Here is a 13,194-nt window from a genome sequence, read left to right as displayed (position 1 = left end):
CGGCGCTGCGGCGTCTTGTACGCCCGCACGAAGTCATGGCTCAATGCCGGCGCTCCGCCGGCAGGCGCCCCATGCGAAGGACCCCATTCATGCCCCTCGAACGATACCTGGACGGCGGCGCCCACATCCTCCCCGCCGACGACACGCTGATCCGCTTCGGCATGACCAACGGCCAGCGGGTGATCGCGGTCGAGGTCCCGATCCCCGTGCTGCGTCAGCAATTCGGCGGCGGGGCCGACCTCGCGCCCCTGGAGCTGTTCGCCCGCAACCAGGCGGTGATCGAGGCCGCGGCGAGCCAGGCCTACGACCGGACCGAGACCCCGAACGATCTCCTGGATCTGGGGCCCGAGGATTTCGACACCCGGCCCGCCTCGGCCAAGCTCTGAACGGCAAGCTCCGACGGGCAAGCCCCGATCCGCAAGCTCTGACGGGCTCGATCCATCCGGGCGCGCCGCGGCAAATCGGCGACGCGCAAATGCCGCGGGGCACTCGCCACGTTTCGGCCTGTTGAACCCGGAGAACGGGGGCGCGTCGGGCGTGCCGCGCCCTGCATGCGCCTGGATGGATCGACGATGCCCGGTGACCTGATCCCCTGCAGCCTGTTCCTGATCGGGATCCTCGTTTCGCTCGCCGCGGATTGTCGCCTGCGCCGTGTCGAGCCGGCGCCCTGGGCCAACGGCTGCATCACGGCCGCCGGGGCCGCCCTGGTCTTCGCGGCCTGCGCGGCTGCGATGCGCTGAGGAACCGCCAGCCCCAGGACGCACTTTCCCACCGGCAATCAGGCGCCGCGCCAGGACGTGCGGCCGGCTGGGCGAGGGATTCATGGTTTCGATGCAGGCCCTGATCGGCTGCGGTCTCGTTCTCACCGGGATATTGATCGAAAGTGCTGCGAGCCGTCACTGGCGGGCGGGCGTCGGCGCGGATCGGCTGGATGCCCGCGCCGCCCTCGCCCTCGGCCTTCCGGCCCTGGGACTGGCCGTGATGGCCGCGCCGCTCGCGTGAGCGGCATCCGCTGCGGCGGCACGGCCCCGTTCCCGGGATCCTGCGTGTCCGGGCGCACCGTCGCGGCCGCCTGCCCGGCGTAGACCTGCGCCATCGCGACGACAGTGCGCGATGGAGGTGTCGAGATGAGCGTCGTTCTCAACTTCGTCCTAGACGGTGCGGCCGGCTTGGTCGAACCCGCATGGCTGCGCGCGCAACGCGCCGTGACCGGCGCCTCGGCGACCGAGATCCGGACGCGCGCGTCCGATTGGACATCCGGCGTCCCCGACGGGCAAGACCCCGCCTGAGTAACCCGGCGGCGGCCGCCGGCCTGTGCGCGTTGACGCTCGGGCCCCCGCGCATTACCTCCGCAGGGCTGGCCGCGTCGGGCGAGTGCGGCGCGTCTGGCGGCACGATGCTCTCCCGGTTCGGATCCGAACGGATACACGGTCGTCGCGACCCGCCATGGACACCCAACCGGACACGGCCCTGAGGCCGGACCCGATCGACGAGCCGGCACGGCGCGCGTCCGAGCGCTCGCAGGCGCTCGACCCGAAGAGCCCGGTGGCGCGGTTTTCCGCGGACACGCCGCTGCTCACCGATGCGGGCATCGAACTCGCCCCGTTCCAGATCGCCTACCAGACCGCCGGCACCCTCAACGCCGCGCGCTCGAACGCGGTCCTCATCTGCCACGCGCTCACCGGCGACCAGTATTTCGCCCACACCCACCCGGTGACCGGCAAGCCCGGCTGGTGGGAGACCCTGGTCGGCCCCGGCAAGCCGATCGACACGGACCGCTACTTCGTCGTCTGCTCGAACGTCATCGGCTCCTGCATGGGCTCCACCGGGCCGGCCTCGATCGACCCGGCGACGGGGCGGCCCTACGGGCTGAACTTCCCGCTGGTCACGATCCGCGACATGGTCCGCGCCCAACTGATGCTGCTGGAGCACCTGGGCATCCACGACCTCTTCCTGTGCATCGGCGGCTCGATGGGGGGGATGCAGGTGCTGCAATGGGCGGCCCTCTATCCCGAGCGCGTCTTCGCCGCGATGCCGATCGCCACGGGCCCCCGCCATTCGGCGCAGAACATCGCCTTCCACGAGGTCGGCCGGCAGGCGATCATGGCCGATCCGGCCTGGGCGGACGGGCGCTACCTCGAGGCGGGCACGCGGCCCGCCAAGGGCTTGGGCGTCGCCCGGATGGGCGCGCACATCACCTATCTCTCCGAGCCGGCGTTGCATCGCAAGTTCGGCCGCCGGTTCCAGGGCGGATCGGCGCCGACCTTCTCGTTCAACGCCGACTTCCAGATCGAGAGCTATCTGCGTCACCAGGGCCTGAGCTTCGTCGAGCGGTTCGACGCCAACGCCTACCTCTACCTGACCCGGGCGATGGACTATTTCGACCTCGCCGAGGACCATGGCGGCGTGCTCGCCAACGCCTTCCGGGGGACGAAGACGCGCTTCTGCGTGATCTCCTTCACGTCGGACTGGCTGTTCCCGACCCGCGATTCCCGGGCGATCGTCCATGCGCTGAACGCCGCCGCGGCGCCGGTCGCCTTCGTGGAGGTCGAGAGCGACAAGGGCCACGACGCCTTCCTGCTCGACGAGCCGGCGATGTTCTCGGCCGCCCGCGGCTTCATCGACGCCGCCGCCCGGGCGCGCGGCCTGTGAGCGGCGGGTCCGGCAAGATGATGTTCGGCAAGCTGCCCCTGGGCAAGCACGCTCTGGGCAAGCACGCCCTGGGCAAGCATTCCATGGGCAAGCATTCCCTCGGACAGGCCCCGCACGGCGCACCCTGGGAGAGCGCGGACGCCCTCCCCCATGCCGGCGAGGGCAACGGCGCCCGGGTCGACCATATCGTCGTGCTCGGCCTCGTGCCGGCGGGCGCCCGGGTCCTCGACATCGGCTGCGGCGACGGCTCGCTGCTGGCGCTGCTGCGCGACCGCCGGGGCATCGACGGGCGCGGGATCGAATTGTCCCGCGAGGGCGTGAATGCGTGCCTCGCCCGGGGCCTGTCGGTGATCCAGGGCGACGCCGACACCGACCTCGCCAACTACCCGGACGGCGCCTTCGACGTGGTGGTCCTGTCCCAGACCATCCAGGCGACCCGCAACCCCCGGGTGGTGCTGGAGCACCTGCTGCGCATCGGCCGGCAGGTGATCATCTCGTTCCCGAATTTCGGGCACTGGCGCGTGCGGTCCGAACTCGCCTTCCGCGGGCGCATGCCGGTCACCGAGATCATGCCGGACGCGTGGTGGGAGACCCCCAACATCCACCATTGCACGATCCGCGACTTCGTCGGCCTGTGCCGCCTGATCGGCGCCCGGATCGAGCACGCGACGTCGCTCGACGCCCGCGGCAGGCCGATGCGGTTCTCCATGCCCTGGTGGGTCTGGAACCTGTTCGGCGCGCAGGGCGTGTTCCTGCTCCGCCGCGAGGACGCCGGAAGCTAGCGCGCGAACGCGGCGCCGCCTCGGCGCCGCGTCCTGTAGGGGCCCTGGATCACCGTCCGCCGCGTTCCGAGGCGCCGGGATCGGGCCTCGCGTCCCCAGCCCCCCTGTCCCGCACGGAGGCTGCGCCGCGCCTCCCTCGGAGGGGCCGGCATGCGCGCCTGCCCGACGCGCTTTGCCCGACGCGCTTTGCCCGATCCGAAATAGAGCAGAAACGGAGCTTGGCTATTTCTGGTCGCGTTCCCGTGATCGGACCGTGATTACGGATTCGTTTGGCGTTTTCCCGAGACGTGCGCGTCCACGAGGGGTCGTGGACTGTGTCCGGCTGTGCGGAAGACTTGCCGCAATCACGAAATCCAGCAGGGTCGACAGGACACGTGCGCCGCGCGATCGTTCACATCGGGATGCCGCGAACCGGCTCCACCGCGTTTCAGGAGGTGCTGGCCCGCCTGCGCCCCCGTCTCGCCTCGGTCGGGATCTGTTACCCGAACCTCGCCCCGCCGGGCGCCCCCGGCAGCGACGACGTCAATCACTACCGGCTCGGCCAGGCGCTGGACCGCCGCCGCGGCGCCGCGGAGCGCCGCGAGGCCCTCGCGCGGCTCGACGCGATCCTCGCCGCCACGCCGGCCGACACGGTCGTGCTCTCGTACGAGGATTTTTCCGTCCAGCGCCCGCTCTGGCGCGTGCCCGAGATCCTGTCCGACCTCTTCGCGCGCCGCGGCTTCGCCCTGGAGGCGGCGCTCGTGGTCAAGCCGCAGGGTGAGCAGCTGGCCTCGGCCTATGCCCTGCGGGCTCAGGTCGTCGCCGAGGGCCGCACGTTCCGCGGCTTCCTGCGCTCCGAGGGCGCGTCCGGGCGCTACGACTACGCGGCCCGGCTCGAGCCCTGGCTGCGTGCCGCCGCAGGGCGCGTCACCGCCCTGCCGTACCGCGACCGCCGGTCCGACGCCCCGCTGCTGGCGCGGCTGGTCGACGGGCTCGGCCTGGGCGCGCGCCTCGCGCCGCTCCTCGGTCCCGCCGACCTGGAATACCGCACGAACCGGAGTTCCGGACCCGTCGCGGTCGAGGCGTCGCGCCGCCTGTACCGGCTCGGGGTCCACCGTCAGGTGGCCGGGCATCCCCGCCTGCTCGGCCATGTCCTCGACGAGTGGGCCTGGGCGCGAGGGCTCGATGCCGAGCGGTTCCGCGGCGATGCGCCGGACGGTCTGGCCCGCGTCGCGGCGCGCTACGCGGCCGCAAACGCGCGCTTCGCCGCCGCCTGCTGGGGGCAGTCCTGGGACGCGGTCATCGATCCCGCCCCCGCGGCACCGCCGAACGAACTCGCCGCCGGGCCGATCGCGCCGGAGACGGAGGCGGCGGTCGATGCGCTGGTGCGGGCGGCGACGGCGCAGGCCGCCTTCCGGTCCCCGCCCGCATGGTGGTGGCGGACGGCCCACATCCTGGAGGAATGCCAGGCGCGGCTCGGCGAGGCCGTCGGCTGCCCGGTCTGGCGCGTGCCCTGACGGCCCGCGCCGGCCCCCCGATCCCGTGTCGATGTCCAAAGACCGGCAGCCGCCTCCGCGCACGCTGCCCCAGGCGGTGGATATGTGCGTCTTGCAGAAGATCCCGACCGGCCTCCCTCCGGGCCCCGTGACCTGGCACCCCCTCCAGGCCCGGGAGGCGCGCTGGGCGCGCCTCGGCCAGGTCCCGGTGATCGCGTGGCTCACCGGCCTGTCGGGGGCCGGGAAGTCGACCCTCGCGGTCGAGGCCGACCGGATCCTCGTGGCGGGCGGCCGGCACAGCGCCGTCCTCGACGGCGACAACCTCCGCCACGGGCTGAACGCCGACCTCGCCTTCTCGCCGGAGGACCGCGCCGAGAACGTCCGGCGCACCGCCGAGGTGGCGCGGCTGATGGCCGAATCGGGCGCGGTGGTGATCGTCTCGCTGATCTCGCCCTACCGGGCCGACCGGGCGGTGGCGCGCCGGATCGCCGGCGACATCCCGTTCCTGGAGGTGTTCGTCGATACGCCGCTGGGCCTGTGCGAGGCCCGGGATCCGAAGGGCCTGTACCGGCTGGCCCGCGCCGGCCGCATCCCGGGCTTCACCGGCATCTCGGCGCCCTACGAGGCGCCGGAGCAGCCGGACCTGACGATCACCACGGAGGGCCGCAGCACGGACGCCTGCGCCCGCGCCTTGAGCGCGCGGCTGATGCGGCTGAGCCGGGCCGCCGAGGCGGCGAAGCCGCGGGGGTGAGCGGCGCGACCGGGATCATCCGACGCCGCTCGCGGCCTGTCGAGCGGCGGACGGGCCGACGATCCGAAACCGGGCGCGGGTCCCCTCTCCCGTGCGGGAGAGGGGGCAGGGTGAGGGTCGGGAGCTGTCCGGACGAGGCGCACCGTGCCTGCGCGTCGACAGCGCGCGCCGTCCTGAAGCGTCCGGTCCCTCACCCCAACCCTCTCCCGAACGGGAGAGGGGGCAGGCCGCGCCCGCCAGCGGCTCCGGGTGTCCCTACGCGCCCGGCCAGCTCAGCTCCGCCCGCAGGCCCCCCATCTCCGAGCGCCCGAACTCGAGCTGGGCGCCCGCGGCCTCGGCGACGTCGCGGGCGATGGCGATGCCGAAGCCGGTGCCCGGCCGGCTCTCGTCCCAGCGCTGGCCGCGGCCGATGCCGGCGATCGCCGCCGGGCTCATGCCGGGGCCGTCATCCGCGACGGCGAGGCCCGGGCGGCCGGCGGCCGTCCCGGTGACGCGGACCCGGCGGTGCGCCCATTTGCGGGCATTGTCGAGGAGGTTGCCCAGCACCTCCATCAGCTCGCCCTCGTCGCCGGGATAGGCGAGGGTCTCGGGCACCGCCACGTTCCATTCCAGGGAGTCGGCCTCCGGCAGCCGGCGCAGGGTCGCGACCAGGCGCTCCGCCACCGGGGCGACCCGGCAGCTTCTCCGGCGCAGGTCGCCCGCGGCGGCGATCCGCGCCCGGGTCAGCGCCCGCTCCACCTGCCCGCCCATGGCCCGCGCCTGCTCGGCGATCTCGGCCGCCAGCGCCGGGTCGGCCGGCCCGGTCCGGCGCGCCAGGGCGTCCAGCACCGCCAGCGGGGTCTTGAGGCCGTGGGCCATGTCGGCCGCGGCGTCGCGGGCGCGGATCAGGGCCCGCTCCTGCGCGTCGAGCAGCCGGTTGAGGTCGGTGACCAGCGGCCGGACCTCGTCGGGGAACTGCTCCGGCAGCCGCGCCCGCCGCCCGGAATGGACCGCCAGGAGCTCCGCCTGCAGCACCCGGAACGGGCCGAGCGCCCGGCGCACGAACAGGCCCATCGCCAGCGTCAGGACGACGAACAGGGCGACGAGGGCCGGGACGAGCAGGCGCAGGAAGGTGGTCCGGCTCGCCGCGAGGCTGCGCCGGTCCTCCGCCACCGCGACCCGCAGCGCGGTCTCGGAGCCCTGCGCGCCGATATGGACCGGCCGCACCACCGCGATGAGCCTTCCGCCATCGGGCCCGGTCGTGTCGAGGGTGGCGGGGTTCTGCGCACCCGCTCCGGCCCGGCCGAGGTCGAGGCTCTTGTCCCAGAGGGAGCGCGAGCGCAGCAGGTGCGATCCCGCCTCCACCTGCCAGTACAGGCCGCCATAGGGCGTGGTGAAGCGCGGGTCCGGCAGGTCCCGGGACAGCGTCGGCGCCCCGTCCGGCGCGAGGCCGACCCGCCCGGCGATGAGCTTGGCGGTCCGGTCCAGCTCCGCGACGGTGCGGGCGTCGAGCACCCGGTCGAGGATCACCGTGAGGCCGATCCCGGCGAGCACCAGCGCCAGGGCGATCAGGGCGGCCGCCGCGAGGCCGAGCCGGAGGCGGAGGGAGTCGCGCCTCACGATCCACCCGGTCCGGGGACCAGATAGCCGTGGCCCCGCCGGGTCTCGATCACCCCCGGCCCGAGCTTGCGGCGCAGGCGCGTCAGGAGCGCCTCCAGGGCGTTCGCCTCGCGCTCGGTCCCGACCCCGTGGAGGTGGTCGAGCAGCTCCCCCGCCGGCACGACCTGTCCCTGGCGGTGCAGCAGGAAGGCGAGGAGCCGGTATTCCAGGGCGGTCAGCTCCGTGGGCCGTCCGTCGACGCTGACCGCGCGGGTGCGGGTGTCGAGCTCCACCGCGCCGACGCGCAGCACCGGCGAGGCGTGGCCGGCGGTGCGCCGCAGGATCGCCCGGAGCCGCGCCACCAGCTCCTCCATCCGGAACGGCTTGACGAGGTAGTCGTCGGCGCCGGCGTCGATGCCCTCGACGCGCTCGCGCCAGCCGTCCCGGGCGGTGAGGATCAGGACCGGCAGGGCGACGTCGGCGGCGCGCAGGCGGCGCAGCACGCCGAGCCCGTCGAGCCGCGGCAGGCCGAGATCCAGCACCATGGCGTCGTAGGGCTCGGTCTCGGCGCGGAACCACGCCGCCTCGCCGTCCGCCACCACGTCGGCGACGTAGCCGGCCATCTCCAGCCCCTGCCGGATGTCGGCGGCGATGCGCGGCTCGTCCTCGACGATCAGGACGCGCACGGCCCGGCCTCCTCAATCATCGTCGTCCTCGTCCAGGATCTTCAGCGTGCCGGCATCGACCTTCACGGTCCGGCGCTTCCCGTCGGCCCCGAGGATGCGCAGCTTGTACAGCCAGCGCCCCTCGTCGTGCTTGAGATCGACCGACACGACATCCCCCGGAACCGCCGCCCGGGCCGCCTCCAGCACCGCGTCGAGGGGGCGGATCTCGCCCCGCTCCAGGGCCCGGCGGGCGCGGTCGGCATCCTCGGAGGCGTGCAGGGGCCCGCCCGCGAGGGCGGCCAGCAGGCCGAGGGCCAGGACGCGGCCGACGAGGCGGTGGAGGCGGCGGGGCGGGAACGGGCTCATGCGGGCAGCAGGCTTAAGCCGTGCCGCCTGACGGGACGCTGACAGGCGGTGTCAGGGTCGCGGGGCGGCGCTTCGGCACAAGGGCGGCCATAGCCCTTCCGGAGACCTGAGACCATGTCGCTCTTCGTCGGTATCCTCCTCGCCTGCGCGGCCGGCCTCGCCGGCACCCTCCTCTGCCCGGACGACAAGGCCGGCCGCTCGCGCCTGCCGCTCCTCGCCGCGCTGCTGGCGGGCGGCCTGTCCTGGCACGCCCCCGCCCGGGCCGGCGAGATCCTGAGCGGCCCCGCCCAGGTGATCGACGGCGGCACGCTGCGCGTCGGCACCCGCGCGGTCAGCCTGTTCGGGATCGCCGCGCCGGAGGCCGACGCGACCTGCGCGGACGCCCAGGACCGGCCCTACCCGTGCGGCCGGGACGCCGCCCGGGCGCTGGCCGAGCGGATCGGCGGGGCGGCCGTCGCCTGCGAGCCGCGGGGCCATGGGACCGGGGACGCGGCGACGGCGCTCTGCCGGGTCGGCGACGCGGATCTCGGGGCCTGGATGGTGGCGCAGGGCCTCGCCCTGCCCGATCGGGACGTGGCGCCGGATTACGCGGCGGCGGCGGACCGCGCCTGGGGGCGGCGCCTCGGCCTGTGGTCGGGGGTGTTCCAGGATCCCGCCGAGCGGCGGGGCCGGCGCGCCGCCGCGTCTCTCGGCGCCGCCGGGTGACGACCGGCCGACGACCGGCCCTCCCCCGGGAACGCGCCCGGCTGCGCCCGGTTGGACCCTTAGGCCCGTCCGGGGCGCACCTGGAATGGCGCACCTGAAATAGCGCACGTGAAATGGCGCACTTGGACTTGCGGAGGCCCCATGAGGATCCTGAACGCGACAATCCTGCTCGCCGTCCTGCTCACCGGCGCGGCGGCCGCCGCCGAGGGGCAAGACGGCAAGGCCGACGGACGCACGGATGCCGGCGCGTCCACGACCAGCATGGGCGCCGGCGGCCTCAGCGGCACCGGGGCCATCCGGGACGGCGCCCGCACGGGCTCGGTCGAGAGCAAGGGGCGGAACGGGGACGCGAAGGCGCCGCCCGCCCCGGCGGCCGGGACGAGCCGCTGATCCGGGGCGGATCGAGGGGGGCGTCCGCCCACCCCCGGACCTCATCCTGAGGTGACCGCGTCAGCGGGCCTCGACGGCGGGCTCCAGGGATCGCGCGACGGGCCGGAGGCCGCCTTCGGGGCCGTTTTCGGGGCCATCTTCGGGGCCTCCGCCGCGCTCCGGCACCGCAGCATGAGGCCGCGGGTCCGGGATCCCCATCCGGCCGGGCCGCCCTACTGCGAGCGGCGGCTGAACGAGACCGCGTAGGCCTGGACGCGGGCATCGATCAGCGGATCGTCCGAGACCTCGATCCCGTCGGTCAGGTTGTTGGGCATGAACAGCAGCGCCTTCTCGGCCTCGGCGCTGTCGGGCACCACCGTGCTCACCGTCACGGTGCCGAGATCGACCGTCTTGCGGTCGTCCGGCCAGGGCTTGGTGGCGTCGTTGGTCGGGTCGCCCGGCTCGGCGAGCTGGGCCAGCATCCTGAATTTCGCCGGCGTCTTGGCGACCCGCGGGCCGATCTCGGCCATCAGGAAGTTCGGATCGCGCTTGGCCGCCTCTTCGGGCGGGAGGATCTCCTCGCCCTCCACGGGCACGAAGCGGAACCGGAACGGCTGCCGCTTGCCGGCGGAATCCACGAAGATGAAGGCGTTGACGCCGTTATAGGTCTGCCGGGCGAGGCTCGACGGGGTCTTGGCGGTTCCCCCCGCCGTGGCGGCGGCCGGGTGGGCGGCGGCGAAGCGCTCCAGCGCGGTCGGATGGGCCGCCTTCGGGCCGCTCTCGGCGACGGCCCTCAGGAGGTCGCGGAAGTCCTCGCCCGTGGCGACGGGGAAGTACTTCAGCGCATTGGTGACGACATCCATCTCCGAGCCGTCGCTCAATTTGAACTTGAGCGCGAGGCCGTGCGGGTTGGCGTTGGCCGCCCCGTCCGGGATGGTCGGGACGCCGGTCGCGTCCGAGAACCGGATCGTGACCGGCACCGCCGGGCCCTTGAACAGGGAGGCCTTGCTGATCCTGGCCGCCTCGGGCGACGGGGTGAAGCTGCCCTCGGCCACCACGCCCTTGGCGTGGTTGGCCCGCGCCCCGGGATGCTTGCCGAACAGCGTGTTCATCACGTCGATCGTCTGCTCGGCGGTGGAGGCCTCCTGGGCCAGGGCCGGAGCGCCGGCCGCGAGCACGGTGCTCAGCAGCAGGGCGAAACCCAATCTCGGATGCAGCATGGGGATCCTCTCGGCGGTGCGGGCTCTCGGGAGCCGGTCAAGGCGGACCGGCCCATCTTCTAGGGAGCCAAGCACGGGAGGCACAACCAAAAGCTATGCCGCGGCGGAGCAGAATGCGGGAAAATCGGGTGTCGGTATCGGAGGGCCGCGGCGCGAACGGGAGAGTCTCGTGCGTCGAGCGGGTGTCGACCCTCCGCGCGCCGTGATGGTCAGCCGCGTGCCGGAAGGGGCGCCCGCGCCCCCTCTCCCGCACGGGAGAGGGGGCCGCGCCTCATTCCGGGACCCTACCGCGCCCCACGGTGGAGGTCGCCGTCGATCAGCAGGGCGCTGCGGCTGTCGAGCCGCGAGCGGTAGACCTGCAGGTTCTCCATCACCCGCTGCACGTAGTTGCGCGTCTCGGTGAAGGGGATGCGCTCCACCCAGTCGATCACGTCGACGTCGCCCCGGCGCGGGTCGCCGTAGGCGTCGATCCACTTCTTCACGTTGCCGCCGCCGGCATTGTAGGAGGCGAAGGCGAGCACGTAGGAGCCGCGCCAATCCTCCATCAGCTCGCCGAGATGGGCTTGGCCGAGCTTCGCGCAATAGGCGGGATCGCTGGTCAGGCGGTCGACGTCGAACGCGGCCGAGACCCGGCGGGCGGTGCGTTGCGCCGTGGCCGGCATCATCTGCATCAGGCCCCGTGCCCCGACGCCCGATTGCGCCCGCGGGTCGAACTGGCTCTCCTGCCGGGCGATGGCGTAGACCATGGCCCGCTCCACCTGCGGCACCGCCGTGAAGGTCTCGTAGGTGGGGATGCCGATCGTCGGGTAGGCGTGGGCGTCCAGAGGCAGGCCGCGCTGCACCGCGAGCTTGCCGATCGCCACCAGGGCGCGGGGATCCTTCATGTCGGTGGCGAGGTCGCCGAGCGCCTGGAGCTCGCGCGGGTCGGAGAGGTCCCGGGCGGCGTCGATGTAGAGCGGCAGGGCCAGCTCCTTGATCCCGGCCTCGCCGAGGAGGCGCAGGGCGCGGATGGAGAGCCGGCCCTCGAAGGCCTGCCGTTCGGCCCCCTCGAGGTCCGCGGGCGCCCGCAGGGGCAGGCTCGTCTGGCCGAGCCGCGCCCGGGCCACCTGGCCGTAATAGGCGATCGGCTGGAGGGCCGCCCGCTCGTAGAAGCGCTTCGCCTCGTCCTTTTGCCCGAGGGCCTCGGCCGCCCGACCCTGCCAGTAGGCGGCCCGCGCCAGCGAGATCGGGCTCTCCGCGACCGTGGCCATCCGGGCGAAGTGCTGCGCAGCGCTCGCCGGATCGCCGGCGAAGCGCAGGGCGATCCAGCCGGCGTGGAACTCGGCCTCGATCCGCTTCTCCGGGCTGCGCGCCGCCGGGGCGCTGGCGACCGCGTAGGCGGTCTTGGCATCGCCGAGGTCGAGGAGCTTGCGCGCCACGATCCGGCGCTCGATCCACCACTCGTCGCCGTCGACCAGCACGTCCGGATTGGTCGGCGCCGTGGCGAGCACGGCGGCGGCGGCCTCGGGCTTGTCGGCCCGGCGGAAATACTGCGCCCGGGAGAAGATGTAGGAGGCGTCCCCGCGCAGGGACGGCGGCACCGCGGCGAGCGCGGCCGCGGCGCCGGAGGACTTGTCCTCCACGGCCCGGCGGGCGCGCACGAGGCTGGCATAGCCACCGCCCGCGTAGCCGGCCGCCCGGCCGGCACTCTCCCAATCGTCCTTCAGGAGCGCCCGCTCCATCCGGTAGCGATGGTCGATTCGGGTGAGCACGTCCGGGAAGGCGTCGAGCACCTTGGCCTCCAGGCTGCGCCCGAAGCTCTCGGTGCGCCAGAGGTCGCGGACCATCTCGGCGGCGTCGGCCTCGCAGCCCTCGGCGCGCAGCGCCAGCGCCAGGGCGAACTTGCCCGGCGCGCTGGCCGGCTTCGCCGTGGCGAAATAGGCCCGGACGATCGCGGGGGATTTCCGCTCGGAGAGCAGCGCCTCCTCGGCCCGGCGGCGCAGCAGCGGGCCGGCCGGCCAGTCCGGATTGGCCCGGACGAAGGCGACCGTGCGGTTGAAGCCGATCCCGGCGCCCGCGCGGATCGCCACCCATTCGAGCAGCGCCTTCGCGGCCGGATCGGTGAAGGTGTCGCGCATCCGGTCGCCGTCCGCGACCCGGCCCTTGCGGTAGAGGTCGATGGCGCCGCGCAGCAGCGTCGGGTCGGTGTCGCCGGAGATCTTCGGCCGCGCGGGATCGGGCACCTCGGGCACCGGGGCCGCCGGGGTGACGGCGGCGTCGGGCAGCGGGAAGGCCACCGGGGCATCCGGGTCGGCGGAGGCGTAGGCCGAGGCCGCGGCCGGCAGCGGCCGTGCGGGTTCCTCGCCCTTGTCGTCGCCGCCGGAGGCGTGGACCGGGTCGAGCTTCAGGGCATCGGCGGCGACCGGGTCGGCGGCCTTCACGGCCTGCATGCCCTGGACCTGGCCGGTGGGGAGGAGCGCGTCGCTCGCCGGCGGCGTGGGCTGCGAGGCCGGGGACTGCGAGGCCGGGAGCGTCGCGGACGGCTCGGGGCCGACCGGGCCGGCGAGCGCGACGCCGACGGTGGCGACGAGCGCCGCGGCGGCGAGGGACGTGCGCTTCGAGGCCGGATGCGAGGCCGCGGATCGGGTCACG

Annotated in this window: 16 protein-coding genes; 11 read left to right on the top strand and 5 right to left on the bottom strand. The window is 74.1% G+C overall.

Features of this window, described 5'->3' with window-relative positions:
* The first annotated feature begins 89 nt into the window (after positions 1-89).
* The 8 genes from PQI07_RS22085 (at position 90) to cysC (ending at position 5,660) form a co-directional block, all read left to right on the top strand.
* Entirely contained in the window at positions 90-386 is a 297-nt protein-coding gene (locus tag PQI07_RS22085) for a hypothetical protein (protein WP_043355896.1), read from the top strand.
* Between the two features lie 186 nt (positions 387-572).
* Positions 573-740, top strand: coding sequence for a hypothetical protein (locus tag PQI07_RS22080; protein WP_164706390.1), 168 nt, complete (start codon positions 573-575; stop codon positions 738-740).
* Between the two features lie 82 nt (positions 741-822).
* The gene (locus PQI07_RS22075) at positions 823-1,002 is read left to right on the top strand and encodes a hypothetical protein (protein ID WP_043355901.1); all 180 of its coding nucleotides are present in this window, start codon (positions 823-825) and stop codon (positions 1,000-1,002) included.
* Between the two features lie 125 nt (positions 1,003-1,127).
* Positions 1,128-1,289 carry a hypothetical protein gene (locus PQI07_RS22070; RefSeq protein WP_158713284.1) on the top strand — a complete coding sequence of 54 codons (162 nt, stop codon included), beginning with the start codon at positions 1,128-1,130 and terminating at the stop codon, positions 1,287-1,289.
* A 157-nt stretch (positions 1,290-1,446) separates the two neighbouring features.
* Entirely contained in the window at positions 1,447-2,652 is a 1,206-nt protein-coding gene (metX, locus tag PQI07_RS22065) for a homoserine O-acetyltransferase MetX (RefSeq protein ID WP_043355903.1), read from the top strand.
* Positions 2,653-2,735: 83 nt separating this feature from the next.
* The gene (metW, locus tag PQI07_RS22060; protein WP_274927761.1) at positions 2,736-3,434 is read left to right on the top strand and encodes a methionine biosynthesis protein MetW; all 699 of its coding nucleotides are present in this window, start codon (positions 2,736-2,738) and stop codon (positions 3,432-3,434) included.
* Between the two features lie 374 nt (positions 3,435-3,808).
* Positions 3,809-4,930 (top strand): hypothetical protein, encoded by a 1,122-nt coding sequence (locus PQI07_RS22055; RefSeq protein ID WP_274927393.1) that lies wholly within the window; start codon positions 3,809-3,811, stop codon positions 4,928-4,930.
* Between the two features lie 82 nt (positions 4,931-5,012).
* Positions 5,013-5,660, top strand: a complete 648-nt coding sequence (cysC, locus tag PQI07_RS22050; RefSeq protein WP_274927760.1) for an adenylyl-sulfate kinase — start codon at positions 5,013-5,015, stop codon at positions 5,658-5,660.
* A gap of 255 nt (positions 5,661-5,915) precedes the next feature.
* Here cysC and PQI07_RS22045 read toward each other — a convergent pair whose 3' ends face one another.
* The 3 genes from PQI07_RS22045 to PQI07_RS22035 are packed head-to-tail and all read right to left on the bottom strand — an operon-like array spanning position 5,916 to position 8,269.
* The gene (locus PQI07_RS22045; protein WP_274927392.1) at positions 5,916-7,259 is read right to left on the bottom strand and encodes a sensor histidine kinase; all 1,344 of its coding nucleotides are present in this window, start codon (positions 7,257-7,259) and stop codon (positions 5,916-5,918) included.
* On the bottom strand, positions 7,256-7,924 hold the full coding sequence (locus tag PQI07_RS22040; RefSeq protein ID WP_043355909.1) for a response regulator transcription factor: 669 nt from the start codon (positions 7,922-7,924) through the stop codon (positions 7,256-7,258). Before PQI07_RS22040 ends, PQI07_RS22045 begins: the two co-directional genes overlap by 4 nt.
* Before the next feature lie 12 nt (positions 7,925-7,936).
* On the bottom strand, positions 7,937-8,269 hold the full coding sequence (locus PQI07_RS22035; RefSeq protein WP_053608308.1) for a PepSY domain-containing protein: 333 nt from the start codon (positions 8,267-8,269) through the stop codon (positions 7,937-7,939).
* 114 nt (positions 8,270-8,383) lie between these two features.
* Between PQI07_RS22035 and PQI07_RS22030 the strand changes: the two genes are divergently transcribed.
* The 3 genes from PQI07_RS22030 to PQI07_RS22020 all read left to right on the top strand — a co-directional run bounded on the left by PQI07_RS22030 (position 8,384) and on the right by PQI07_RS22020 (position 9,610).
* Complete coding sequence (locus tag PQI07_RS22030; RefSeq protein WP_043757094.1) at positions 8,384-8,974, top strand: thermonuclease family protein; 591 nt, start codon at positions 8,384-8,386, stop codon at positions 8,972-8,974.
* 141 nt (positions 8,975-9,115) lie between these two features.
* Positions 9,116-9,364: a hypothetical protein gene (locus tag PQI07_RS22025; protein WP_274927391.1), complete on the top strand. Its 249-nt coding sequence runs from the start codon at positions 9,116-9,118 to the stop codon at positions 9,362-9,364.
* A gap of 51 nt (positions 9,365-9,415) precedes the next feature.
* Positions 9,416-9,610 (top strand): hypothetical protein, encoded by a 195-nt coding sequence (locus PQI07_RS22020; RefSeq protein ID WP_274927390.1) that lies wholly within the window; start codon positions 9,416-9,418, stop codon positions 9,608-9,610.
* Here the strand turns inward: PQI07_RS22020 and PQI07_RS22015 are convergent.
* Entirely contained in the window at positions 9,577-10,563 is a 987-nt protein-coding gene (locus PQI07_RS22015) for a catalase family peroxidase (protein ID WP_274927389.1), read from the bottom strand. The genes PQI07_RS22020 and PQI07_RS22015 overlap by 34 nt on opposite strands.
* A 284-nt stretch (positions 10,564-10,847) precedes the next feature.
* Positions 10,848-13,193: a lytic transglycosylase domain-containing protein gene (locus PQI07_RS22010; protein ID WP_274927388.1), complete on the bottom strand. Its 2,346-nt coding sequence runs from the start codon at positions 13,191-13,193 to the stop codon at positions 10,848-10,850.
* Position 13,194 lies beyond the last annotated feature (1 nt).

This window comes from Methylobacterium sp. 092160098-2 (genome assembly GCF_028920805.1).
GTDB classification, from domain to species: Bacteria; Pseudomonadota; Alphaproteobacteria; order Rhizobiales; family Beijerinckiaceae; genus Methylobacterium; species Methylobacterium fujisawaense.
Note: the sequence above shows the minus strand (reverse complement) of the source record. Positions and strands in the feature narration are given on the sequence as shown.